Annotated in this window: 28 protein-coding genes and 1 pseudogene; 21 read left to right on the forward strand and 8 right to left on the reverse strand. The window is 40.0% G+C overall.

Going from position 1 to position 21,967, the window contains the following annotated elements; all coding sequences use genetic code 11:
* Nucleotides 1-7 precede the first annotated feature (7 nt).
* Both AC1DEF_RS05180 and AC1DEF_RS05185 read left to right on the forward strand, forming a co-directional pair.
* Nucleotides 8-268, forward strand: a complete 261-nt coding sequence (locus tag AC1DEF_RS05180) for a metal-sensitive transcriptional regulator (protein WP_013058561.1) — start codon at nt 8-10, stop codon at nt 266-268.
* A 156-nt stretch (nt 269-424) separates the two neighbouring features.
* A complete protein-coding gene (locus AC1DEF_RS05185) occupies nt 425-2,374 on the forward strand; it encodes an FUSC family protein (protein ID WP_318331439.1) in 1,950 nt (649 codons plus the stop codon).
* Nucleotides 2,375-2,409: 35 nt separating this feature from the next.
* Here AC1DEF_RS05185 and AC1DEF_RS05190 read toward each other — a convergent pair whose 3' ends face one another.
* Nucleotides 2,410-3,228: a squalene/phytoene synthase family protein gene (locus AC1DEF_RS05190; RefSeq protein ID WP_097823160.1), complete on the reverse strand. Its 819-nt coding sequence runs from the start codon at nt 3,226-3,228 to the stop codon at nt 2,410-2,412.
* A 325-nt stretch (nt 3,229-3,553) separates the two neighbouring features.
* Between AC1DEF_RS05190 and AC1DEF_RS05195 the strand changes: the two genes are divergently transcribed.
* The 6 genes from AC1DEF_RS05195 to AC1DEF_RS05220 all read left to right on the forward strand — a co-directional run bounded on the left by AC1DEF_RS05195 (nt 3,554) and on the right by AC1DEF_RS05220 (nt 9,426).
* Nucleotides 3,554-4,225, forward strand: a complete 672-nt coding sequence (locus AC1DEF_RS05195; RefSeq protein WP_097823159.1) for a response regulator transcription factor — start codon at nt 3,554-3,556, stop codon at nt 4,223-4,225.
* Nucleotide 4,226: 1 nt separating this feature from the next.
* Nucleotides 4,227-5,261, forward strand: coding sequence for a sensor histidine kinase (locus tag AC1DEF_RS05200; RefSeq protein WP_097823158.1), 1,035 nt, complete (start codon nt 4,227-4,229; stop codon nt 5,259-5,261).
* Nucleotides 5,262-5,348: 87 nt separating this feature from the next.
* Nucleotides 5,349-5,705: a DUF1093 domain-containing protein gene (locus tag AC1DEF_RS05205; protein WP_097823157.1), complete on the forward strand. Its 357-nt coding sequence runs from the start codon at nt 5,349-5,351 to the stop codon at nt 5,703-5,705.
* Complete coding sequence (locus AC1DEF_RS05210; protein ID WP_043978480.1) at nt 5,702-6,469, forward strand: ABC transporter ATP-binding protein; 768 nt, start codon at nt 5,702-5,704, stop codon at nt 6,467-6,469. Before AC1DEF_RS05205 ends, AC1DEF_RS05210 begins: the two co-directional genes overlap by 4 nt.
* The gene (locus tag AC1DEF_RS05215; RefSeq protein ID WP_097823156.1) at nt 6,456-8,366 is read left to right on the forward strand and encodes an ABC transporter permease; all 1,911 of its coding nucleotides are present in this window, start codon (nt 6,456-6,458) and stop codon (nt 8,364-8,366) included. Before AC1DEF_RS05210 ends, AC1DEF_RS05215 begins: the two co-directional genes overlap by 14 nt.
* 127 nt (nt 8,367-8,493) lie before the next feature.
* A complete protein-coding gene (locus AC1DEF_RS05220) occupies nt 8,494-9,426 on the forward strand; it encodes a patatin-like phospholipase family protein (protein ID WP_013084539.1) in 933 nt (310 codons plus the stop codon).
* 11 nt (nt 9,427-9,437) lie between these two features.
* On the opposite strand, the gene AC1DEF_RS05225 is transcribed toward AC1DEF_RS05220, so the two are convergent.
* Entirely contained in the window at nt 9,438-9,803 is a 366-nt protein-coding gene (locus AC1DEF_RS05225; RefSeq protein ID WP_097823155.1) for a DUF3221 domain-containing protein, read from the reverse strand.
* Nucleotides 9,804-9,977: 174 nt separating this feature from the next.
* Between AC1DEF_RS05225 and AC1DEF_RS05230 the strand changes: the two genes are divergently transcribed.
* The 3 genes from AC1DEF_RS05230 (at nt 9,978) to AC1DEF_RS05240 (ending at nt 11,517) form a co-directional block, all read left to right on the forward strand.
* A complete protein-coding gene (locus AC1DEF_RS05230) occupies nt 9,978-10,586 on the forward strand; it encodes a hypothetical protein (protein ID WP_013084537.1) in 609 nt (202 codons plus the stop codon).
* A gap of 136 nt (nt 10,587-10,722) precedes the next feature.
* Complete coding sequence (locus tag AC1DEF_RS05235) at nt 10,723-10,983, forward strand: hypothetical protein (RefSeq protein WP_016765166.1); 261 nt, start codon at nt 10,723-10,725, stop codon at nt 10,981-10,983.
* A 195-nt stretch (nt 10,984-11,178) separates the two neighbouring features.
* Complete coding sequence (locus AC1DEF_RS05240; RefSeq protein WP_097823154.1) at nt 11,179-11,517, forward strand: hypothetical protein; 339 nt, start codon at nt 11,179-11,181, stop codon at nt 11,515-11,517.
* A gap of 43 nt (nt 11,518-11,560) precedes the next feature.
* Here AC1DEF_RS05240 and AC1DEF_RS05245 read toward each other — a convergent pair whose 3' ends face one another.
* Nucleotides 11,561-12,034 carry a YtxH domain-containing protein gene (locus tag AC1DEF_RS05245; protein ID WP_097823153.1) on the reverse strand — a complete coding sequence of 158 codons (474 nt, stop codon included), beginning with the start codon at nt 12,032-12,034 and terminating at the stop codon, nt 11,561-11,563.
* A gap of 327 nt (nt 12,035-12,361) precedes the next feature.
* Between AC1DEF_RS05245 and AC1DEF_RS05250 the strand changes: the two genes are divergently transcribed.
* The gene (locus AC1DEF_RS05250) at nt 12,362-13,837 is read left to right on the forward strand and encodes a glycoside hydrolase family 32 protein (RefSeq protein ID WP_097823152.1); all 1,476 of its coding nucleotides are present in this window, start codon (nt 12,362-12,364) and stop codon (nt 13,835-13,837) included.
* A 50-nt stretch (nt 13,838-13,887) separates the two neighbouring features.
* Here the strand turns inward: AC1DEF_RS05250 and AC1DEF_RS05255 are convergent, their stop codons facing one another.
* Together AC1DEF_RS05255 and AC1DEF_RS05260 are read right to left on the reverse strand one after the other, a co-directional pair.
* Nucleotides 13,888-14,169, reverse strand: coding sequence for a hypothetical protein (locus AC1DEF_RS05255; RefSeq protein ID WP_028414975.1), 282 nt, complete (start codon nt 14,167-14,169; stop codon nt 13,888-13,890).
* Nucleotides 14,170-14,255: 86 nt separating this feature from the next.
* Nucleotides 14,256-14,444 carry a hypothetical protein gene (locus tag AC1DEF_RS05260; protein WP_013058545.1) on the reverse strand — a complete coding sequence of 63 codons (189 nt, stop codon included), beginning with the start codon at nt 14,442-14,444 and terminating at the stop codon, nt 14,256-14,258.
* Between the two features lie 122 nt (nt 14,445-14,566).
* On the opposite strand from AC1DEF_RS05260, the gene AC1DEF_RS05265 reads away from it, so the two are divergent.
* Nucleotides 14,567-14,857 (forward strand): hypothetical protein, encoded by a 291-nt coding sequence (locus AC1DEF_RS05265; protein ID WP_016765164.1) that lies wholly within the window; start codon nt 14,567-14,569, stop codon nt 14,855-14,857.
* A gap of 49 nt (nt 14,858-14,906) precedes the next feature.
* Here AC1DEF_RS05265 and AC1DEF_RS05270 read toward each other — a convergent pair.
* Nucleotides 14,907-16,151: pseudogene (locus tag AC1DEF_RS05270) on the reverse strand (MFS transporter).
* Nucleotides 16,148-16,891 carry a MerR family transcriptional regulator gene (locus tag AC1DEF_RS05275; RefSeq protein ID WP_097823151.1) on the reverse strand — a complete coding sequence of 248 codons (744 nt, stop codon included), beginning with the start codon at nt 16,889-16,891 and terminating at the stop codon, nt 16,148-16,150. Before AC1DEF_RS05275 ends, AC1DEF_RS05270 begins: the two are co-directional and overlap by 4 nt.
* 83 nt (nt 16,892-16,974) lie before the next feature.
* Between AC1DEF_RS05275 and AC1DEF_RS05280 the strand changes: the two genes are divergently transcribed.
* On the forward strand, nt 16,975-17,655 hold the full coding sequence (locus AC1DEF_RS05280) for a CPBP family intramembrane glutamic endopeptidase (protein WP_097823150.1): 681 nt from the start codon (nt 16,975-16,977) through the stop codon (nt 17,653-17,655).
* A 227-nt stretch (nt 17,656-17,882) separates the two neighbouring features.
* Complete coding sequence (locus AC1DEF_RS05285; protein WP_097823149.1) at nt 17,883-18,845, forward strand: aldo/keto reductase; 963 nt, start codon at nt 17,883-17,885, stop codon at nt 18,843-18,845.
* Between the two features lie 36 nt (nt 18,846-18,881).
* Here AC1DEF_RS05285 and AC1DEF_RS05290 read toward each other — a convergent pair whose 3' ends face one another.
* Entirely contained in the window at nt 18,882-19,268 is a 387-nt protein-coding gene (locus AC1DEF_RS05290) for a MerR family transcriptional regulator (RefSeq protein ID WP_043978502.1), read from the reverse strand.
* A gap of 184 nt (nt 19,269-19,452) precedes the next feature.
* On the opposite strand from AC1DEF_RS05290, the gene AC1DEF_RS05295 reads away from it, so the two are divergent.
* From AC1DEF_RS05295 to AC1DEF_RS05320, 6 genes are all read left to right on the forward strand, one after another.
* Nucleotides 19,453-19,623, forward strand: coding sequence for a hypothetical protein (locus AC1DEF_RS05295; RefSeq protein WP_162871439.1), 171 nt, complete (start codon nt 19,453-19,455; stop codon nt 19,621-19,623).
* A 62-nt stretch (nt 19,624-19,685) separates the two neighbouring features.
* Nucleotides 19,686-19,844, forward strand: a complete 159-nt coding sequence (locus AC1DEF_RS05300; protein ID WP_162213596.1) for a hypothetical protein — start codon at nt 19,686-19,688, stop codon at nt 19,842-19,844.
* 424 nt (nt 19,845-20,268) lie between these two features.
* Nucleotides 20,269-20,748: a hypothetical protein gene (locus AC1DEF_RS05305; RefSeq protein ID WP_477727309.1), complete on the forward strand. Its 480-nt coding sequence runs from the start codon at nt 20,269-20,271 to the stop codon at nt 20,746-20,748.
* Between the two features lie 64 nt (nt 20,749-20,812).
* Nucleotides 20,813-21,331, forward strand: coding sequence for a GNAT family N-acetyltransferase (locus AC1DEF_RS05310; RefSeq protein ID WP_097823148.1), 519 nt, complete (start codon nt 20,813-20,815; stop codon nt 21,329-21,331).
* On the forward strand, nt 21,328-21,816 hold the full coding sequence (locus AC1DEF_RS05315; RefSeq protein WP_318331445.1) for a DinB family protein: 489 nt from the start codon (nt 21,328-21,330) through the stop codon (nt 21,814-21,816). The genes AC1DEF_RS05310 and AC1DEF_RS05315 overlap by 4 nt, the downstream gene beginning before the upstream one ends.
* Complete coding sequence (locus AC1DEF_RS05320; RefSeq protein ID WP_176521208.1) at nt 21,800-21,967, forward strand: hypothetical protein; 168 nt, start codon at nt 21,800-21,802, stop codon at nt 21,965-21,967. The genes AC1DEF_RS05315 and AC1DEF_RS05320 overlap by 17 nt, the downstream gene beginning before the upstream one ends.

Genomic DNA, 21,967 nt, shown 5'->3' on the forward strand with positions numbered 1-21,967 from the left:
TAGTATGATGGAATATGATAAGCAAGTTAAAAATCGTTTGAAACGTATTGAAGGTCAGTTAAAAGGTGTCTTAAATATGATGGAACAAGGAAAAGACTGCCGTGACATTGTGACACAGCTCTCAGCAGCCAGAAGCGCAATTGATCGCACGATGGGTGTTATTGTCAGCACCAATCTTGAACAATGTGTAAGAGAAAGCATTGAAAAAGGCGAGAATACCGAAAACTTAGTAAAAGAAGCAGTAGAGCTGTTAGTAAAAAGCAGATGAGACATTCGTTTCATCTGCTTTTTGTTTTTACTGTACGCTGCTTATAAGGATAAAAACCGCTGTTCCTAAACACAATACGGATAGGAACAGCGGTTTTTTAGGTTTATCTCGTTTTAAGAACAGGAAAGATATATGGAGAGAAAGGAGGAGGTCAAGGTGAGTGATGACAAAAAGTCACCAACATATAATCATACGGAAATTCATCATAAAATTGAGGCTTCTCCAAAAGCGCCGGGAATCAAAGCCGCTTTTCGCTTTAACCACGCTTCTTCTCCGTGGGTAAGAGGAATCAGCTCAGGCTTGTCTTCAAGCCTGCCGATTTTGATAGGGATTTTGTTTGATCATTTGCAGTACGGACTCATTGCAAGCATTGGCGGCTTTACATATTTGTATACAAAAGATGAGCCTTATGCGCAGCGTGCTGTTAAGTTATTTTTAGCTTTGCTTGGCGTTACACTGTGCTTTACACTCGGCTCGTTATTTGCTGACGTAGCTTGGATGAAAACTATTTTATTTGGTGTTATTGGAGCTGTATCGGTTTATGTTTTCGGAGCGTTAAAAATTCCAGGACCTTCTGCCATGTTTTTTGTCCTTTCATTTGCTGTGAGCACGAGCATTCCAGCGCCGAATTTGCAGGCTGTTTTTTTGCACGCAGGACTCGTTTTTTTAGGAGGGACACTATCTTGGTGTATTAGCATGAGCGGCTGGCTTATTAACCCGCGCGGACCTGAAACTGCCGCTGTGGCGAAAGCGTACAGGCAGCTAGCTTCATTTGTCGGGTCTCTTGGTACGGAATCATTTCACGCCGAGCAGCATAAAACGGTTGTCGAGCTTCGAGCAGCGGAAACAGCGATGAAGCAAGCGAAAATTAATCGAAAAAAATCATCGTTTGCGCATCGTCTGTTTTTATTAAATCAAAAAGCCGAAGGGCTGTTTATCTTTGTGATGGCCGCTGCGAACGATTTTAATCCAGCTGTTTCTAAAAAAGCACAGGCGGTGATTGAAACGTTCGCATCTGAAATGGCCACGTTAAAAAAGCATAAAAAAATTCGAGACGTTCGAGAAGAAATTGAAGAGCTGTCCATCAAAGAAGAGCTGCGTACATTGCTATTGGATGTAAATGACGTTCTTCAAATGAAAGAATTAAAAGAAACGGAGTATATTCAATTTTCACAAGGCAGCGTAAAAACACGCTTAAAAGCTGCTTTTCACAAACGTTCTTATGTGCTTAAAAATGCTTTGCGCTACGGAATTATTATGATCATCGCCGCAGCCGTTGCCTATACGACAAATATTCCAAGGTCTTACTGGATTCCGCTTACGTGCGCGGGAGTGATGCTTGGAGCAACCGTTCGTGCAACGGTTCAGCGAGGTATTCAGCGCTCTGTCGGAACCATTTTAGGTATTTTAATTGGAACCGGGATTCTGATGCTTGAACCAACGGGAATCGTCATTGCGCTCATTGTCTTTGTGCTTCAGTCGACGATTGAAATTGTAATTGTTAAAAACTACGCGCTCGGCACGCTCTTTATCACACCAAATGCTCTTTTAATTGCTGAAAGCGGTCATCCAGATAAAGCGATTAGCTACTTTACGTCTGCTCGAGTGATTGATATTGTCATTGGTTCTGTTATTGGAGTAGTCGGCACGGTAGTGATTTTTAAACGAGCTTCTTCACTTCGTTTGCCATATTTGCTGGGAGATGTGATACGAAAAGAAGGACAGTTTTTAGAAATGCTAAGCACCGAACAAGATGAAGAAAGAATTAAACGAGAAAGAAATAAGCTTCAAGGAGAACTCGTTAATCTTCGGGCCCTGTACGATAATGTGATTGGAGAATATTCTAAAACGGCCGTCAAACTAGAAGGGTTGTGGCCTGCAGTTGTCGCTACACAGCAGTTAGGTTATATGCTTCTTGCGTCGTTTGAAGGATATGAGCTGTTAGAAACGGAGAAACGAGAGCTTCAGGAAACATTTGCTCAGCTAGCTGCAGCAGCTGAGCAAAAACGAGCGCCAAAGCTTTCAAGTGTTCCGACCCTGAAACACTACCCTATTATTGAAGGAGAAATAGTCGCTTTATATGAAAGTCTGCAGGTAGAGATATAAAAAGCACGGAACCCAGGGGCTCCGTGCTTTTGTTTTTACATATCCACAACTTCATTTACCGTTTTATTTACATCGTCACGCGTCATTTTTTCTTTTCCTTTCATCAAGGCGTTTAATGTTCCATCAGCAAGCGCTAACGGAATTTTACAGAAATGAAGGATCGGAAGCGATTTGACATCTTCTAAATATTTCTTTCCTAGTGAAAGATTGCGGCGAGCGTAGGCAAACATATCTTCTCTGCTCCAATTGTTAGGAAAGAAGCTGACTCCGCGTTCTGAATCTTCCGAGGTATTACGCAGGATATTAACAGACTGCAAGCCGCGTCCAAACGCAATAGCTAATTCTTTGTCTGTTTCCGTGCCGTCATACCATTTCCAAATGTCATTAAGCATCACACCTACTAGACCAGCTACGTAGAACGTATAGTCATCTAAATCTGCTTCATTTTGAATATGCCAGTCTTTTTCTACCCAATCGGCCATTCCTTTGGCCATAATAGAAGTTGCATCTAATACTTGATCTGCAACTCCAGTCGGACAAAGCGCAATCCAGTTGCCGAGCTGAAGCGTTACGTCAGGTAAATCAGCTTGATAAGGACCTACTAATGCCATGTACTTGTCTTCGTTAAAAGACTTTTTTAACAGGTCACTAATGGCGTAAAGCAAGCGGCTTTTTACACCGGCTTCTAGCTCAGGGTGATCTTCAATTTCATCAATTGCCCTCATACATAAGTAAGCAGATCCTACTGCATCCTGCAATTCTGCCGGCAAGTGGCTAATTGGAATAAAAAATGTTCGGCTTGTCTCTTTTAACATCACCATTGCGTTGTCGCGTAATTTGTTGGGTACACTCATTGATAACTAGCTCCTTTTTACATATCCACATGTCAAATTAGTTTAAGTTTTCATCTTATATACTATAGTAACAAAAAATGAGCATTTAATGGAGTTTAAAGATTACTTATTAACGATATTGTCATTATTTTGTAGTATTTGTACAGGGAAACTTGTAACATATACAAGTTTACACTACGATAATACTCGTTCAGTCTTCGTTTTACAGAAATAAATGGTTTATTTTTAAGAAAATTGCTGTCATGCTAATGAATTAGATGAGCTTTTAAGAAAGTATTCAACAGTGGGTTATACATAATATATCGGACAATACAGAGGTGAATGTATGAAAATTTTAATTGTAGAAGACGATGATAAAATATATGAATTAGTGAAAGAGAAATTTGAACAGTGGTCATTTGAAGTGGCTGGAGTAGAAGACTTTCAAAAGGTAATGGAAGTATTTATTGGAGAAAGCCCAGAGCTTGTTATTTTAGACGTGAATTTGCCTGTATATGACGGGTTTTACTGGTGTCAGCAAATACGTACGGTTTCAAAAATTCCTATCGTCTTTCTTTCCTCTCGTGAACATCCAATGGATATTGTTATGGCAATGAATGTTGGGGCAGATGACTATATTCAAAAGCCGTTTAACTTGGATGTTCTTGTTGCTAAAGTGCAGGCCCTTCTGCGCAGAACGTATTCATATGGAGATACGATTTCAGACGTTATCGAGTGGAACGGCGCGGTGCTAGACTTAAAAAAAGGAAGTTTGCATTACAACGATCAAGAAATTCATTTAACGAAAAATGAATTTTTTATTTTACGGCTTCTTTTGGAAGAACGAGGCAAGATTGTATCGCGAGAAGAGCTTATGCGAAGGTTATGGGAAGATGAGAAATTTGTAAGTGACAATACGCTTTCTGTCAACATCACACGCATTCGCACCAAGCTGGAAGACATCGGGCTGAATGATAGAATTGTGACCAAAAAAGGCCAAGGATATTTGGTGAATTAAGATGTGGAAAAGTTTTTTAAGAGAGAGACTAAGCTGGATTTTATTTGTTCTTATATGGCTGAGTGTAATCGATGCTCTGCTGCTGCTTGAGTATGATATTAAGGTGTCCTCCACTTCGTTTTGGTATTTGAATCTATTAACGCTGTGTCTGCTGATTCTGTTTATTTTATGGAGAGGAGTAAAAGAAAGAAGATTTCTAAAAAAGTTGAGCTTAATGCTGCGGAATGATGCGTACGATTTGCAAGAAATGCAGCCATATGTTCGAACAAAAGCAGATGAAGATATGCTGAGTTTGCTGCAGCATATAGATCGTGTGTATCGCAGACAAACTCATGCTCTTCACGTACAGCAGCGAGAGCAGCAGGAATATGTAACGACTTGGGTTCATGAGATCAAGACGCCGCTTACTGCGATGAAGCTGCTTATTAATGCTCATCGTACAGAGCTTTATAAATGGCCTTGGCTAAAGGATATTGAAGATGAGTGGATGAAAATTGACGGATTAGTAGATCAGAATTTATATTCTGCACGCCTGCAGTACTTAGAAAAAGATTATCAGGTGCAGGCAGTGTCGCTAAGCGAACTTGTTTTTCCAAACGTTGCGTACTTCTCAAAATGGTGTATTGAAAAGAAACTGCATATTGATGAAAAAAATCTAGACATACTGGTGCACACTGATCCAAAGTGGGTGCAGTTTGTTGTGAGGCAAGTGCTGTCTAACGCCATTAAATATAGCCCTCTAGAAGGAAAGCTTTCTTTTTTTAGTGAAGAAACGCCAAAGTACGTAAAGTTATTTATCACTGATCAAGGAAAAGGGATTCCAACTCAAGATCTTCCCCGGGTTTTTGAAAAAGGATTCACAGGAAATGCGGGAAGAAAAACGAAGGGAGCTACGGGGCTAGGGCTGTATTTTTCAAAAAAAATTACAGATGCTCTTGGCCATCGAATAGAAGTGAATTCACTTTTACACGAAGGCACCACGGTGATCCTGACCTTCTACAAACTGAATTCTTTTGATAACCTTTCAAAAATGTAAGATTGCACGCTGAGATTGTCATCTGCTTCAAACGAATCTTTCCTTGTTTCAAAGTAAGATAGAGCTATACACAAGGAGGGAAGGTACATGAAGCGAAAGTGGATTAGCCTTTTAGCTCTGCTTTTGGTTGTAGGAGCAGGTATAGGAGGAATAAAGATTTATCAAAAAGCCGCAACGGAGCATCAATACGGGATTATCCCAAAAGAAGCAAAAAAAGTGGATGAGTATGGACGAGTTCAATATACAATTTCAGTGATAAACGAAAAAGGACAAACAACGTTTCAAACATTTACAACGATTAAACAGTTAAAAGAAGGAACGGCTATTGACCTTTTCGTTCGAGGCAATGAAGTTCGGAAATATGACATTATAACAAAGAATGAGCTGCCGCAGCGAGTGAAAAGCGTGTGGCCTACAAAAGAACGAAAGGAGGAGGGAAAGTGAGCATTGTTCTTGAAGGAAAAAATGTAACTAAAACGTTTGGAGCAAGAGGAAATGTATACGAAGCGCTAAAAGGAATTGATTTTACAATCGAAGAAGGAGAGTTTGTCGGTATTATGGGACCATCTGGAGCGGGAAAAACGACGCTGATGAACATTCTTTCAACGATTGACCGTCCCACCGATGGCGAGATATGGATTCAAGGAGAAAACGTGGCGCTCATGAAAGATAAGAAGCTGTCTGCTTTCAGACGCAATCATTTAGGGTTTATTTTTCAAGATTATAATTTATTGGATACGTTAACGGTAAAAGAAAATATTCTTCTGCCGCTTACGGTTACAAAAATGTCTAAGAAAGAGATGGAAGCGAAGCTTAAAGACACCGCAACGCGACTAGGCATCTATGAGCTGGCGGATAAGTATCCTTATGAGATTTCTGGCGGACAAAAACAGCGCGTTGCAGCAGCGAGAGCAATGATTACGAATCCAGCTGTTATTTTCGCCGATGAACCTACCGGAGCTCTTGATTCCAAAGCTGCTTCAAGCCTTCTTGAAAAGCTGTCGCAATTAAATCAAGAAGACCGTGCCACGATTATTATGGTGACGCATGATCCGCTGGCTTCAAGCTACTGCAGCCGCGTGCTGTTTATTAAAGACGGACAAATTTACACGGAGCTGTTTAAAGGCGAACAAACGAGACAAGCATTTTTTAAACGAATTATGAACATTCAAGGCGCATTAGGCGGTGAAGGCTATGACCGTATTTGATCTTGTTAAAAAGAATATGCGCAAAAATATTAGCCGGTACAGCCTTTATTTCTTTTCAATGATTTTTAGTATTATTGTGTACTATGTGTTTGCTACGCTTCAGTACGACCAATCGATTTCAAAGTTTATTGGAGAAGAGCTGAGGCTGCAGGGCATTTTTAATGCTTCAAACTACGTTCTGCTTACCTTTATTGTTGTCTTTATTTGGTACACAAACTCATTTTTTATCAGGCAGCGTAAGAGAGAGCTCGGACTGTATCATTTAGTCGGCATTGAAAAACGTACGATTGGAAAAATGATTTTTTATGAGAATATGCTGCTGGGGATTTTTTCTTTGGTGGTCGGTATTTTACTAGGTACCGTGTTTTCAAGGCTGTTTGTGCTGTTTTTACTAAAGCTTATGGGACTGTCGCTTTCGATTACGCTCACATTTTCTTTTCAAGCGGTTTTAAAAACAGCCGTAGTGTTTTTGATTGTTACCATTTTTATATCGTTTCAAGGCTATTTTATTATGTACCGCTATACGCTATTAGATCTGTTTCAAGCAGAAAGCAAAAGTGAACGCGTAAATAAAATGAATTCGAAACGCTCAATTGTAGTGGGAGGACTGGGTATCTTACTCGTTGGCTACGGATACTACCTTTCATCTGGAAACATTGTGACACCTAAGTTTTTTCTAATTGTAGCCGTTGTACTGTTCTCGGTCATTTTCGGTACATTTTTACTTTTTAAAGCCACAATTGAGTGGCTGATGGGGCTTTACCGAGAGCATGCAAACCGATATTATTCGTTTGCAAATATGCTAAGCGTTTCTACTATGATGTATCGAATTAAAGCAAATGCACGAGTGTTAACCCTAATTACGATTTTGTCGGCTACTACACTTGTAGCAGTTGGTGTGACGTATTCCTCGTACTACAATACAAAAGCCGACGCCAGAAGCATGCAGCCTTATGACTATACGCTGCACAGCAAAAAAGCAGCGCAAGAATTTATGGATGTACTGGATGAGCTAGATATCCAATCAAATCGGTACGTCTATCATATCGTGAAGCACTCTGCTGATTTATCGGATTTTCGATTTATTACATCGGGCTACTATAAAGATAGGGAACAAATCAGCTTTTTAGATGAAGAAGAAGTACGTAAGAATGGCGTTTCGGTCCCTGAGCTAAGCGCAAACGAAACCGTTATTTTTGATTCAATGGCAAAAGGAAAAGTGTTTAAACCTAGTACAGGTAAAACCGCAGCTGTGGAGCTGAGCAAATCAGAACAGCTTGCTTTAAAAGTCGTTAAATCCGAGCCTTTGCTCATTCTTGATTCTGACAGTGCCGGCTATCAGTTTGTAGTCAACCACGATACATTTAACAAGCTTTTAAAAGCTGGACAAAAGCAAGCGGTGTACGTATTTAATACCGATGATGGAAACAAACAAAATGAACTTACTAAGAACTATCATCAAATCGCAAAAGTGGCTGGAGAAAGCCGTACTTCATACTATGATGTGTTTCAGGCAGGCTTAATGAGTAAAGGATTGTTTATTTTTATTGGAGGATTTTTAGGGCTCGTCTTTTTGATGGCAACGGGCAGTATTATTTATTTTAAGCAAATCTCAGAAGCTGAACAAGAGCGCAAAAGATTTGAAGTACTGCGTAAGCTTGGGTTTTCAGTGTCTCAAATGATGAGCGCCGTGCGAAAGCAGCAGCTGTTTACGTTTGGTTTGCCTTTAGTAATTGGTATCTTGCACAGTCTATTTGCGCTGAACGTCATTACGAATCTAACCGGTGAAAGTCTGATAGTCCCTGTTTTAATAGCGGATGCAGTATACGGGATTATTTATTTCTTTTTCTACTGGCTGACAATGAATTACTACCGAATAGTAATAAAGCGACTGTAAAGAAAAGACTGTTTCGATCAAAGAAACAGTCTTTTTTTGTTGGGAAAATAAAAGGTATGGAGTAATGAAACCCTGAATATAAAAAAAGGGTATATAAAAAGTAGAGAGTTGTATTGGAGGGGAAAATGTGAAAGCAGATGCTGTATTTGAAGGGGGAGGCGTTCGAGGAATTGCATTCACGGGTGCGATTGAAGCGATGGAAGAAAGCAATGTAGAATGGCAGCGTCTAGCAGGTACGTCAGCTGGAGCGTTAATTGCGGCACTTTTAGCGAGCGGCTATAAAAGCGGTGAAATTCGCAGAGAGCTTCAAAACATGGACTATGCTAAGTTTCGCGGGAAAACGATCATTAACCGAATTCCTCTGATTGGAAACTTGATTGAACTGATGGTTCATTTAGGCTTTTATAAAAATGATTATTTAGAAAAATGGGTGTATGGTCTATTGCGTGAAAAAGGAATCGAAACGTTTGCGGATTTGCCGGCAGATAAGCTGAAAATTATTGCCTCAGACATTTCGAACGGACAGATGCTTGTGCTGCCTGACGACTTGCCACGATATGGAATGCAGCCAAGCGACATGAAGATTTCACAAGCTGTGATGATGAGTGCGTCCATTCCTTTTTTCTTTCGTCCCGTCATCTGGAAATCCAAAGGGTTCAAGAGGTCATACATTGTCGATGGAGCGCTTTTAAGCAATTTTCCGATTTGGCTGTTTGATACGGAGCATCCGCGTTTCCCGACGTTTGGCTTTCGATTTGTAAAAGAAGAAATTGATACAGCCGCTATTATTCCGACGCCAGTCCATCTATTTAAAAGTATGTTTACCACGATGCTGCAAGCTCATGATTTGCGGTATTTGAACGCGGAGACAAAAGAACGAACGGTGCAAATTCCAACGGGGGTGATTACGGCAACGGATTTTGCCTTAAAGGAAGAAGAAATCGAATTTTTATATGAATCTGGTTATATATCAGCAAAGCGCTTTTTAGAAAAGTGGGATTTTGAACAGCATAAAATGAATCGGACCGGACGGCAGCTGACAAGAAGAAAGCTCCCGTAACAGGAGCTTTTCTACGGCTGTTTTAAAATGTTGACTTCAACAGCTTCGCCTTTTGCCGGAACGGAATACTGAACGCTTTTGTCTTTTTTGAGCCATGCTTTAACGAGCTGTCCTTTTTTGTATGTTTGATCATCCGAAACTTTTACATAAATAGGCTGTACATCGCTAGAACCAAGTATTTCTTTTGTTGTATAGTCAAGCGCAGTATCTCGCGGAATGACGTTTGCAATAAGAATTTCATCCTGTTTCACTTCTAAAATGCGCCCTTGAACTAAATAGCCGGCCGGCTTTTTTGACTGCTCGGCGTTATCAGAACAGCCGCTTAAACAAATTAAAAAGAGAAGAAAAAGTGCAGTTGATTGAACGGTAAACTTCATAAAATCTCCTTTCCGTTTCAACATGACTACCATTATAACGCGTTTGACCATTTCTTTTCCAGTTTTCGGAGAAAGCAAGAGGTAATCGTTGACGTTATTTCAGCACGCATGATATGTTTTAACTCATAAACGCTATTTTTACTAGAAGTCACGCTTAGTACGGGAGGTCCTTATATGGATGTTACCTTTTTAACCAACGTTATTCGACATATATTAGAACGAGATAATTTTGTCATTGACTTTGAAGAATCAGATGAACAAAATATCCACTTTTGGCATCGAGACGAGCCGTTTCGCCTTTTTATTTCAGAGCAAACGGAAAGTTATTTAGTATGGACCGTTTTTGAAGATGAAAAGGAACAGTGGAGCGGAAAAACATTTCTCCAAGAAGTGACGAATACGTGTAAAGACTGCAGTGAGCCAATTGCGCACTGGATTTATAAAGATGGAGGCAAAGCAGGTTATTGCGATCATTGTCTTCAAACGTTTGGAAATGCGTATTTTACAAATGCTGATGATATCAAGCAAAACCTTCATTTAATTGACGGTTCTATTTGTTTTATTACCGATGAAACCGGAAGCGATTGGTGGATTGCATATGAAGGATTCAAACGAGTAATTGCAAGATTAGAAGAAAATCCCGATCAGAAAGTCGAAATGTACAAGCCCGAATATCCGGTCTTTAAATGGGAAATACATTTTCTAACGGAAAACAATTCTGCTAGCTTTAAGTTCAAAGATGACTTTGCATCTGGAATTGTACCGAAGGGAAGAATACTCTAACATCCTTGTTATAAGGGTGTTTTTTCTTATAATAGGAAGTTTTTTTGAAAAAAATAATTAATTTAGGTTAAAAAGAAGGAATTAAAGGGTAAAGAGTAGAAGATATATCACTATAGGAAGAATGGGGGAAATAATTATGACAACTACAACAAATTTAACACTGGGGTACAAAATGTACACGATTGATTTTAGCCGTCCAACGCAGTCTAACGAGGCACTGCTTGATTTCTTTAAAGATGTGCAGCACAGACAGGGAAATAATGCAGAAAGCTTTTCTAAAACATTAATGGAAATCGAAGAAATCAAAACAAAATATGTAGATCATGAAATCGTACTGCTAGCTAAATCGCTTGAACAGCAAATAAGCCGCTCAAATGCAGAAAAACTTGAGGTCTGATAATCACCAGAAATGGTCGATTTATCAGACCTTTTTTATTTCTATCGATGTAGCACTTTTGGGGTGAAGTCAAGGGGACAGGATATCTGGTAGTATAGGTTTTTGGTGGAGGATAAAATTCTGTACATGTCAACGGATGTTTGATTTCATCAAAAGTTGTAGATGAATAGACTATCAAGTCGTTGGAGGCGTTGTATGGTTGGAATTTGCAGCTGGAAGTGTGCAGTGAGTGGAATAAGTATTGCGAGTGTCTACAGTAAACAGCCGTCGTGGCAGCGGGAGTGCTATTTGGTGATACCTGGTAAAGTTTATTATGAGTCGTGCTATCAAGGGTACGGAGAGTTTGCGGGAATGGATATTTTTTGTTTGATGAGAGAAAGCGGAGCGGGGAAAGAAGACAGTGAAGGAGTAGCGGCTTTTAAGCCTAAGATTGTGCTGGCGAAGTATTACAGCGGACAGCGTTATGAAGAACTGCCGGAATCAGAGCCGTGTCCGTACGGAGGCTATTTTTTTGAAGGGTGGAAGGAAGGATAGCGAATATACATAAAAGCTGTAGAGATATCTCTACAGCTTGTTATTAACGTCTTGTTTCATCGACAGATTGTTCTAAATCACTTACTTCTTGCGTAATTGTATTTAATTCTTCTTGCACTGCTTCAGCTTCAAGAACAGGATCTTGAACGATTTCTGTCGTTTCAAGCTCTTCTGCTGCAGCCGTTTCTGCAAGCGGCTGTTCTTTAGCAGTGCGCAGAGATTTCACTTTGTTGACAACTTGCGAAGATTGTTCGGAGACTTTTTGTGAAAGGCGGGCCGTGCGCTGTTTGAGGTCTTGGCCTTTTGCATATACCGTTTCTTTCACTTGACCTGTTTTAGCAAGTGCTTGATTCGCTCCGTCTTGAATAGAAGCACGCAGCTCTTTTCCAGACTTTGGCGCTACTAGTAAAGCTGTTGTGACACCGACTACGCTGCCTACTAACGTGCCGACTAATAACTCTTTGCTTCCACCTTTTGTTTCTTTACCCACTGTTTCTTTTACGTTTTCTTGTGTCATGACATTTCCTCCTTTTATAATATGTAATATGAAGGGTTTACCATTTTGTTGAATACTTCCTGTAAAACGCAAATGATTCGCTAAAAAAATGTGCAAGTGCCGTCGGACGCTCGTACAGGCTGGTGAAATTTGATTGTATATAGTATTCAACCACCTGACAGAAAAACCTTCTTTTCTGCTATAAAAACAGAAAAAAACTTATCTATAAAATCCGACACAAGAAAACGACAACATTCGTTCTTTGGTAGCATTTTCACTTAAAATTTTATATCATAGAGGGCAAGGAGAATACGTTCTCTTTTTTTAGATGCTGGAGGGATTGAAGAAATGGCTGAATCGAAGTACAGAACGATTTTAGAAGCAAAATCTGGAGAGTTAGAAGCATTAAAAGACAAAGCAATCAAAGACACCTGGCAGCCGATTTATCATATTCATCCACAGTACGGGCTGATGAATGATCCAAACGGATTGATTCAATTAAACGGTGAATATCATGTGTTTTATCAGTGGTATCCGTACGGTGCGATGCATGGAATGAAGCACTGGGCTCATGTGAAATCTACGGATTTAGTAACGTGGGAACGCCTTCCGGTTGCGTTAACGCCAATGGAAGAATATGAATCGCACGGCGCATACTCAGGCGGCGCGATTGAAAAAGATGGTCAAGGGCTGCTGTTTTATACGGGGAATGTAAAATACGAAGACGGCTCACGTTCAGCTAATCAATGTATCGCGATGCTAAACAGGGATGGAAGTGTGGAAAAATACACGCATAATCCAGCGGTACAAGGCGTTCCTGATGGGTATACAGGACATGTGCGTGATCCGAAAGTATGGAAAGAAAATGATACATATTATATGCTGCTAGGCGCTCAGCGTGAAAACGAAACGGGCGCGTTAATTGTGTATGAATCAAGCGATGCGCTTCAGTGGTCATTTAAAGGCGAAGTTAAAACATCGCTTCCTGACTTTGGCTATATGTGGGAGTGCCCGGATTACTTTAAACTGGACGGACAAGATGTGTTTGTCTTTTCGCCGCAAGGAATCAAAGCAGATGGCCACGATTTTCATAATATTTACAATGTAATTTACGCGGTGGGAACATTTGATGTGGAAAGTTTAACGTTTGAAATGGAGTATTACCGTGAAATTGATAAAGGGTTTGACTTTTATGCACCGCAAACGTTCCAAGATGAAAGCGGACGTCGCTTGCTATTTGCATGGATTGGAAACCCGGACGTTGACTATCCGTCAGACGAATACGGATGGGCCCATGCCTTAACGCTTCCTCGTGAGCTTTCGCTTGAAGGAAATGAACTTGTTCAAAAGCCTGTAGAAGAGTTACATAAGCTTCGAGATCAAGTAGTTCATTTTAGAGGAACGCTAAAAAATGAAGAAGTGATCATTGATGAAGCAACAAACAATGCATATGAAATCAATATGACGTTCCGCGAGATAGGGGCCAAACAGTTTGGTTTAGAGCTATTTAATAGTAAAGAAGAAGAGCTTCGCCTCGTGTTTGATACAGAAAAGCAAGAAGTGCGACTCGACCGTTCTTCATTCCACCATCAATATGCAACGGAATACGGTGTGGTTCGCTCTGAAAAATGGACAGCGTCAAATGAAGTCGATGTTCGCGTATTTGTCGACAAAAGCATCGTCGAAATTTATATAAACGGCGGCAAAATTGTCTTCACTTCCCGGGTATTCCCGAAAAAAGATTCCAAATCAGCTGTAAATGTATTTGCAGAAGGGGCTGTGGATTACCGTATTGATTATTACGGTATGTCGCGCGGTATTTAACATAATAAAAAAGAAAAGCCAATGAAGATCATTCATTGGCTTTTTGATTTCTATAAAAATAAGATACAAATACATGAAGCAACTAAATGAGGGACAGCTGCAATAATAAAACGTTTCATCCATTCGGTATCCTCTCGCTGCCGGACCGGGGTAAAGTAAGGTCCTCTCGTTTCAAATCGAAATGTGTCCAGTAAGGTTACGAGTGCAATTGCCGTAAGTAATATGCCAAGAGGGCCTGAAATATAGTAAATATACTGCCAGTTGCCTGCTGTAATAGAAATGATAATCACAATAATTAAAGATATAATGCCAGATATTAATCCTGTTTTCAAACTCAAAATCTCCTTACATCCAGTTTTTGCTTATCTATTTTACCATAACCGAATGAAGGTTTGTATATACGGCTCAGGGCGGATATTTACTTCTTAATTGACCTTCTATGTAAGTATCTTCTCGTATAAAACGAGTTTCCTAACAAAAGCAGTGTTCCTAAAATCCACCCGGCTGCAGGGGAATAAGGAAAGATATTTTTTAAAGCCATCCCAAAAGAAATAGAGGCTGCTCCGAGTATAAATAAAAGCAGCGTGATTCCTTGACGTTTTTTCACATGTACCACCTCTCTTACTAATTTTACCATAAGGTGGGAGTATAGTAGAGTGAAATGTAAGATATCTTACAAAAAAGAAGTATATGGTAAAATTTAAGGGGCAGGAAGGGAAGAGGGATGCAATGATTAAAAAAGGATTTATAGCAGGTATCGTGACGGTAGGGATTGTTCTTGCCCTTGCTGCTTTTACAGAAAAGTGGAGCTATCTCTATTTTGTGTCAGGCACAATGGGAGCAGTATCACTGGTTTTAGCTTTGGCATACCTTATTGATAGTATCGTGCTAGGAAGTACAGGCACATTCTTTTCAGCCAAAAAGACGCGCAAGGTGAGCCGAGTTGAAGATGCAAAACGATTTGGAGCTATTGCAGTACCGAACATATTAGCTGCTTTGATTTATGTAGCCGCTGGTTGATGAATAGGAGTCTATAAAAACAGCTTGAGGTATAACCTCAAGCTGTTTTTTATGCGTCAATCTGAACGTTTCTTTCCCGTTTATCACGCAGAGGCATCAGCATACTCACAAATCCAACGCTTACGATGATGATTGCGGCCGTTAAAAAAGTCGTCTGAGCACCTGCAAGCTTTACGACCATGCCTCCAAGAAGAGGAGCAGTAAGTAAAACGGCACTCGTTAAGGTGTTGATGAATCCGTACACTTTTCCGAGGTGTTCCTTGTCGCTGTGTGTTTGAACGATATAGTTAAACAGCAGTAAATTAAGCCCAACTCCAGCTCCTCCAATAGGTGCAGCAATCAAAATGAAATAGCGTGACATAACGGCTGGATTAAAGCAGCTAATGAAAAATAAAGCCCCTCCAAATAGAAGCAGTCCAAGTGATAACAGTCTAAATGGATGGTGAACTTGTTTTTTTCTATTAAGATACACTCCTGTTGCTAGCGCCCCCAGTCCGATTCCAGAAAGCAGCCAGCCGAGCATTTCCGGATGGTGAGGCAGCACATCTCGTAGAAAGATGCTAATTTGAGCGTCAACAAGCATCACTACAAAATACGAAAGGTGAAACAAAATAACGACGCGTAAAAGGAGTGAGTGCTGAAAAACGATTTTCCAGCCGTTTGAGTACGTTTCTTTCGCTTGATGGGAAGAACGAGCAGCTTTCCCTTGAATGTTTTTACCTGCTTTTTTAAGTGAAAACAGCACGCCAATAGAAATCATACAAGCTGCGGCATTAACTAAAATGCATGCTTTTGGCGTTGCAATCGTCAGCGCGGCGGCTCAGAGAAACGGCCCCACAACTTTGGCAATTTGAAACATAATGTTTTGTAAAGTAGAGGCCTGCAGCAGCTGATCTTCTTTGACCACTTCTCGAACGCAAGCCAGCTGTGCGGGCACTTTCATAACAGAACTCATAGAGCGCAGCATCAGCACCCCAAGTGCCAAAAGCGGTTCATTTGTGAAAAATAACAGACATGTGAACAGAAGACGGACTAGTTCAGACAGAAACAGCAGCTGTACTTTATCATAGCGGTCCGCTAAATTTCCTGCTGCTTGACTTAGCAGGATGCTAGGTAAAGCGTACGCGACAGGAATAAGCGTAATCCAGAGGGAATTTGCGTGCCACACGTATGTAAAAAGCGTCATCACCGCAAACATATCAAATAAATCTCCGAAGCTTGCCGCAGTGCTTGAAATAAATAATTTTTTATAAGAAGAATTAGCAAACAGCTTTTCTCTTTTCAATACCTTCATTCCTTTATGTGTTGTTCGTAAAAAATAATCGCATCTTCAATAAATTGAAGGACTTCGCTGTCAATAGGGTAGAGATTAAGTGAACTTGATGCCTCAGGAGATTTGCGAGCATCCCAAAAGGCTTTTTCTAAAGCCGTGTGAGGGCCAAATAGCTCACTGGATAAAAGCAGTATATCAGCTGCAATTAGCTGTCCATCTTCAGATTGAGGTGCACGCTGATGCTTTAAGCAAAGCTGAACTCGTTTTATCATGTTAATCCATTTATCGGCACTCGCATTCTCCATTTTAGGCAAATCATGCTGCAGAATCTCACTTTCTTCTATTGAAACCGAAAGTAGATCAGTCCAGCTGCTTTTAGTAGTAGACTGATTTTGAACTAAAGGAAGGAGCTGCTTCCAGTTTAATTCACCTTCTATTTTTATACTGTTGCGAAGAGTATGAGTATGTTCTAAAGCTCGTTGAATTTCTGAAGTTTTTTGCTGAAGTTTTTGCTGGTGAATCGCTAGAAGTTCATCAATACTCACTTGATGAAGAATAAGTTCAATATCTCGCAAAGGAACGGCTAAGTTTTTTAACAAAGTAATTTTCTCTAGTGTGAATAAATCTGTTTCTGAGTAGGAGCGTTTTCCATTTTCTGATTTTGACGATGGATGAAGCAAGCCAATTTGATCGTAGTAACGAAGTGTACGCACCGTGAGGCCTAATTTTTTAGCGGCTTGCCCAGTAGAAAAATAAATCATTTTTAATCCCTCCAAAAAAATGCTTGCAGGTAACGTTACGTCACCTTTTATACTGAATATATGTAAAAGGGAGGCGAAGTAAATTGAAACAAAAAAATCAAGGATTATGGACAATAAAATCATTCGTAATTATGCTGGTCGTCACGTTTATTGGGGTGCCTATCTTAATTGAAGGCATATTGCAGGATGCTTTACATTCCCTGTTTAAAAATGACCTTTATGCTGGAACAGCTACTGGGTTTGTTATGGCAGCTGTGTTTTTATCAGCTCTGTATGGGCTGATGGTTCAGGCTGGTGATAGAAAAATTGGTTTTCAATGGTTTTCAAAACGGCACTGGCCTCGCATTCTTTTTTGGCTTTTTGTGCTGATCTTAGGAAGTGTGGCAATTGTTGTGCTAATGGAATGGTTTGGTATGACGTATGAAAATAAAAAAACAGCCAGTTTACAGCAAGACCTGTCGCTGTTTTCATTTATACTTGCTTTTGTTTCAGCCGCTGTGATCTCACCTTTTTATGAAGAGATTATCTACCGAGGATTTTTTTATACGTGGCTGAAACGTAAAGGAGGGATTGTCGTTGGATTAGTGGGAAGTTCGTTTATCTTTATGCTGGTGCATATTCCAACGTACAATACCTTGCCCGTTAACTTTTTATCAGGTCTCGTGTTTGCATGGGTGTACGAAAAAACAAAGTCGCTGCTTCCAAGTATGATCATTCATGCTTGTTTTAATGGAATCGCCGTTATTTTAACAGCGGTAGCCTAATGTAGTTTCGATAAGGAGTAAGCTATGATTTATCTTACCATATTATGTCTACTGAAGAAGCGAATTGCAAAAAAATAAGTGGAAAATGAACCCAGAAACGGCTAGAAGCACTGCCTGTTCCTAGCCGTTTTTTGTATATGCACGCACGCTTAAGGCTTGTCTTAAAGTGGACGTTAAGGTGTATGATAAGAGAGAGTAAAGACAGCCATACAAAGGAGAGGGTATCGATGCAATATCGAAAGCTTGGAACAACAGGTCTGGAAGTATCAAATTTATGTCTAGGTACCATGGCGTTTGGACGATGGATTGACGAAAAAGCGTCGGCAGCTATTTTACATAGCGCCATTGAAAACGGAATTAACTTCATTGACACAGCCAACTATTACGGAAAAGGGCAGGATGAAGAGTTTAGATATGGCACAGGGGAATCTGAAGAAATTATTGGGCGCGCGTTGAAAGGAAAACGAGATGATGTTGTGCTCGCAACAAAAGTCGGCATTGCCGTAGGAAAAGGCCAAAATGATAAAGGCCTTTCACGCACACATATTATGAGAGAAGTGGATAATCAGCTGCGACGACTGCAGACAGACTACATTGATCTTTATCAAGTTCATCTTTTTGATCCGAATACACCTATGGAAGAAACGCTTCGCACGCTAGATGATTTAGTTCGTCAAGGCAAAGTTCGTTATATTGGCTGCTCCAATTATGCCGCGTGGCAAATCGCAAAGTCTCATCATATTAGTGACAAAATGAATCTTGAAAAATTTATTTCCGTTCAGCCTCAGTATAATCTTCTCTCTCGTGAAATTGAACAAGAGCTGCTGCCGTTTAGTCAATCTGAAGGTGTAGGCGTCATGGTATACAGTCCGTTAGCGCGCGGCATGCTTTCAGGCAAATATAAAACACCAAATGACGTGCCGCCAGAAAGTCGCGCTGCGCATGGTGAAAAGCTGCTGCGAAACTACTTTACAGACCAAAACTTTCAGCTGGTGGAGCAGTATCGCAAGTTAGCAGAAAAAAATGAAGTAAGCTTGTCTCAGTTTGCTCTTTCATGGGTATTGAATCAGCCCGCTGTAACATCAAGCATTATCGGAGCTAGTAAATTGCATCACGTAACAGATGCTGTTGAAATCAGCGATTGGACATGGTCAGAAGAGCTGTTGAATACCGTGAATTCACTGCATTAATAAAAAGTCCGCAGGTGCACCTGCGGACTTTTGTGTTTAAATTTTAATTTCTTTTTGCGTTAATTTTGCTTCTAGTGAGTCGTACAAAGCGAGCTTATAGTTGATTTGTTCAAGGTATTTAAAAGTTTTGGCCATTTCTTCTTCGACCGCTTCTTTGTGCTGAAGCATCATGTTTTTTCGTTCTTTAATTGTGCTTTCGCCTTGTTCATAGAGCTCTACATAGCGCTTGATTTCTGCAAGAGGCATGCCCGTTGAGCGCAGAGCTAAGATAAAACGGATCCATTCAATATTCGTATCATTATAGAGGCGTTTTCCATGTTCATCACGCTCTACAAAAGGAAGGATCCCTTCTTTTTCATAGTAGCGTAAAGTCGGTGCGGAAAGCCCGGTTTTTTCATTCATTTCTTTCATGCTATAAGACAAGATTGTTCACTCCCACTTATGAATCGTAAAGCTTACTTTAAGGTATATGATAATCGATAGTTGAACGTTTTATCAAATTCTTTTTCGTTTTTTGAAAAATATGGAACTTTTATACAGTTTGTCCGTAATAACAAGTAGACAATAAGAAACTTACTGTAAAAGGTTAAGTAAAGGGGATAGAGTAATGAAAAAAGTAAAATGGATTAGTTTTATCCTGCTGCTGATTTCAAGCGGAGTCTTTTTTATCAATCATCAGTACGCCATTTTACTAGCGGCTTGGACCGTGTATGGAATGGCTTTATCAATCCTAGTTTATTTCTTTTCATATGATATGAGTGATTCAAACAAAGAGTAAAAAGCGTATACGCGTTTCTTATTGTCTTCAAAATAAAAGCAGAAAATGAAAGGGTGGAAAAAATGGGAGAACTTTTTTGGATGATTTTGTTCGGAGCGTGTATTTGGGTGCCACTAATTTGGAATAAAATTGCGATTGGCAAGCGCATCGCACACGAAGAAAAGAAAGCAGGACGTGATTTAACAGGGGAAATCAATCCGTTTACCGGAGGAAGAATGTAAATAGGCGTAAAAAAAAGCTGTGACAAAAGTATTTTCGTTGAAAGAAGATCCGAATGATGAATTGAGATTCTTAATGCAGAATCAACTTCGTTCGGTTTTTTTATTAGTATGGTGAACGTAGGTGTCATGTATATAGTAGTTTCTAGCTGTTGATTGGAGGACAGGGCGAAGACTCCTGCCGCCCGCGGAAATCGAAGCCTTGCATGGAAATTAACAGCGGTGTAACCAGCAGTCCAGCTTATTTATCCCATTTGTTCGTCTTTAGGTTGGAGTAATTTTGTTATGTCTAAGTCTCTTTATTAGTAAAGAAAACAATAGTTTAATTTTGTTATTAATAGTATAATTAACCATATTTATTTTGGATAGAAAGGCTGATAAAAAGGTGTTCATATTCTTTTTAGCCGGCACTGTACTTGTGCTGGCGATGATTATTTTTTCGCGTACGCTGTGGGTGCCCAGCGGAATGGTAGAACGTCTCAGCAAGAAAAAGTGGTTTCAAAACCATTGGCTAAGCGGAGGCTATTTGTTTGGCATTAATGCTTTATATTTTGGGACTACGATATGTTTACTCTTCCTTCCTATCTTTACTAATATCCCTTATTTGCATCTTGTTCTTATGTTTTTAGCGACGATTGTAAGTATTTTCACGTGGAGCGCCTTTAGTACAGCGTGGACAGGATCATTTAAAAACCGTCTTAAAATGGCTTTAACGGGAAGCAGCTTTTATTTAATATTGGCATTAATTATGATGATCCAGTGGGTAAGCGTTAAGCCCCTGTATCCCAATGAAGATACGTTTATGCGAGCTTTAGGGTGGATGCTTGGCTTTTTCGTTTCAGCCGTCGCTTTTAGTGTATGTTTTATCTTCACGGCGTTTCTTGGAAAACGTTCGGCACGTGTGTAAGGATATCATCCGTTTTTTAGCGTTTTTTTCTAGTTAACTACTATTCACGAAAGCAGGGGTAAACGTGATTCGAGAAATTTTAGCTTCCGATGCAGCCGCTTTTTTAGCGTTAAATAAAGAGCTTGATCGAGAAACAGCATATATGCTGTACGAGGAAAATGAGCGTGCGATTACACTCGAACAGCAGAAAAAAATGATTACAACTTTTTTAAAGATGCCGAACTCGACCATTTTAGTGGCGGAACAAGACGGACAGCTTGTCGGACATTTATCTGTGATTGGCGGAAGCGTTAATCGAAAAAAACACAGCGCATACTTAGCTGTTGGCGTACTGCGTTCCTATGGAAACCAGGGCATTGGTACTTCATTGTTTGAAGAAATGGAGAACTGGGCGGCGCGTATCGGCATCAAACGAGTAGAGCTAACCGTTATGACCCACAATGAAACGGCCATTTCGCTGTATAAAAAGATGGGTTTTAAAATAGAAGGAAAAAAAATATGTTCGCTCGTTGTAGATGGAAAATCAGTCGATGAATATTATATGGGGAAGGTTTTTTTAAAAACATGTTTAAAGGGGAAATGAACGTGAAATCGACGGTTATTGAGTTAAATGAATGGATGATAAAGTTTCCTAAAAAGCTTGAAGTATTCTCTGAAGCAGCGGCGTCAAACCGTCCTGCTCCTAAGAAGTGGTCCCCGAAAGAAATTGTGGGGCACTTATGTGACTCAGCCCTTCACAATTTGCAGCGTTTTATCAACGTGCAGCATGAAAAAACACCTTTGGTCCTGACGCCTTACAAACAAGATGAATGGGTAGAACTGCAGCACTATCAAGATATGCCCATGGAAGAAATAGTTGCCCTATGGCGCAGTTTAAATAAGCAAATTGCTTCCGTTCTTTTGCATATACCAACAGAAAAGCATATGTATCAATTCGAATTAAAAGATGGAAAGTTCGTTTCGCTGCAGTGGTTGGCTAAAGATTATATTGCTCATTTAAAGCATCATATTAAGCAAATTGACGCTCAAATGCCGCTAGGAGGCAAAGAGGATGAAAAAAGAACATAAAAAAGAAGAATCTCAGGTGAAAGCAGATTTTAGAGCAGGCCGCGCCTATGGTGATCATGAATACATAGGAAGTTCGAAAAAAGGGGTGCTTCTTGCTTTGTTACCAATTCTGATCATTGCCGGAAGTATACTGTTTCTGATGGTAAAATGA

The organism is Priestia sp. 10L35 (assembly GCF_056395685.1).

Coding starts and splice junctions, on each gene's coding strand:
- AC1DEF_RS05240 (WP_097823154.1), top strand. CDS start 11,179: ATGGTTGGAATTTGCAGCTGGAAGTGTGCAGTGAGTGGAATAAGTATT.
- AC1DEF_RS05245 (WP_097823153.1), bottom strand. CDS start 12,034: ATGACACAAGAAAACGTAAAAGAAACAGTGGGTAAAGAAACAAAAGGT.
- AC1DEF_RS05215 (WP_097823156.1), top strand. CDS start 6,456: ATGACCGTATTTGATCTTGTTAAAAAGAATATGCGCAAAAATATTAGC.
- AC1DEF_RS05230 (WP_013084537.1), top strand. CDS start 9,978: ATGGATGTTACCTTTTTAACCAACGTTATTCGACATATATTAGAACGA.
- AC1DEF_RS05315 (WP_318331445.1), top strand. CDS start 21,328: ATGAACGTGAAATCGACGGTTATTGAGTTAAATGAATGGATGATAAAG.
- AC1DEF_RS05250 (WP_097823152.1), top strand. CDS start 12,362: ATGGCTGAATCGAAGTACAGAACGATTTTAGAAGCAAAATCTGGAGAG.
- AC1DEF_RS05265 (WP_016765164.1), top strand. CDS start 14,567: ATGATTAAAAAAGGATTTATAGCAGGTATCGTGACGGTAGGGATTGTT.
- AC1DEF_RS05225 (WP_097823155.1), bottom strand. CDS start 9,803: ATGAAGTTTACCGTTCAATCAACTGCACTTTTTCTTCTCTTTTTAATT.
- AC1DEF_RS05200 (WP_097823158.1), top strand. CDS start 4,227: ATGTGGAAAAGTTTTTTAAGAGAGAGACTAAGCTGGATTTTATTTGTT.
- AC1DEF_RS05295 (WP_162871439.1), top strand. CDS start 19,453: ATGAAAAAAGTAAAATGGATTAGTTTTATCCTGCTGCTGATTTCAAGC.
- AC1DEF_RS05305 (WP_477727309.1), top strand. CDS start 20,269: ATGATTATTTTTTCGCGTACGCTGTGGGTGCCCAGCGGAATGGTAGAA.
- AC1DEF_RS05285 (WP_097823149.1), top strand. CDS start 17,883: ATGCAATATCGAAAGCTTGGAACAACAGGTCTGGAAGTATCAAATTTA.
- AC1DEF_RS05195 (WP_097823159.1), top strand. CDS start 3,554: ATGAAAATTTTAATTGTAGAAGACGATGATAAAATATATGAATTAGTG.
- AC1DEF_RS05320 (WP_176521208.1), top strand. CDS start 21,800: ATGAAAAAAGAACATAAAAAAGAAGAATCTCAGGTGAAAGCAGATTTT.
- AC1DEF_RS05205 (WP_097823157.1), top strand. CDS start 5,349: ATGAAGCGAAAGTGGATTAGCCTTTTAGCTCTGCTTTTGGTTGTAGGA.
- AC1DEF_RS05190 (WP_097823160.1), bottom strand. CDS start 3,228: ATGAGTGTACCCAACAAATTACGCGACAACGCAATGGTGATGTTAAAA.
- AC1DEF_RS05180 (WP_013058561.1), top strand. CDS start 8: ATGGAATATGATAAGCAAGTTAAAAATCGTTTGAAACGTATTGAAGGT.
- AC1DEF_RS05235 (WP_016765166.1), top strand. CDS start 10,723: ATGACAACTACAACAAATTTAACACTGGGGTACAAAATGTACACGATT.
- AC1DEF_RS05300 (WP_162213596.1), top strand. CDS start 19,686: ATGGGAGAACTTTTTTGGATGATTTTGTTCGGAGCGTGTATTTGGGTG.
- AC1DEF_RS05275 (WP_097823151.1), bottom strand. CDS start 16,891: ATGATTTATTTTTCTACTGGGCAAGCCGCTAAAAAATTAGGCCTCACG.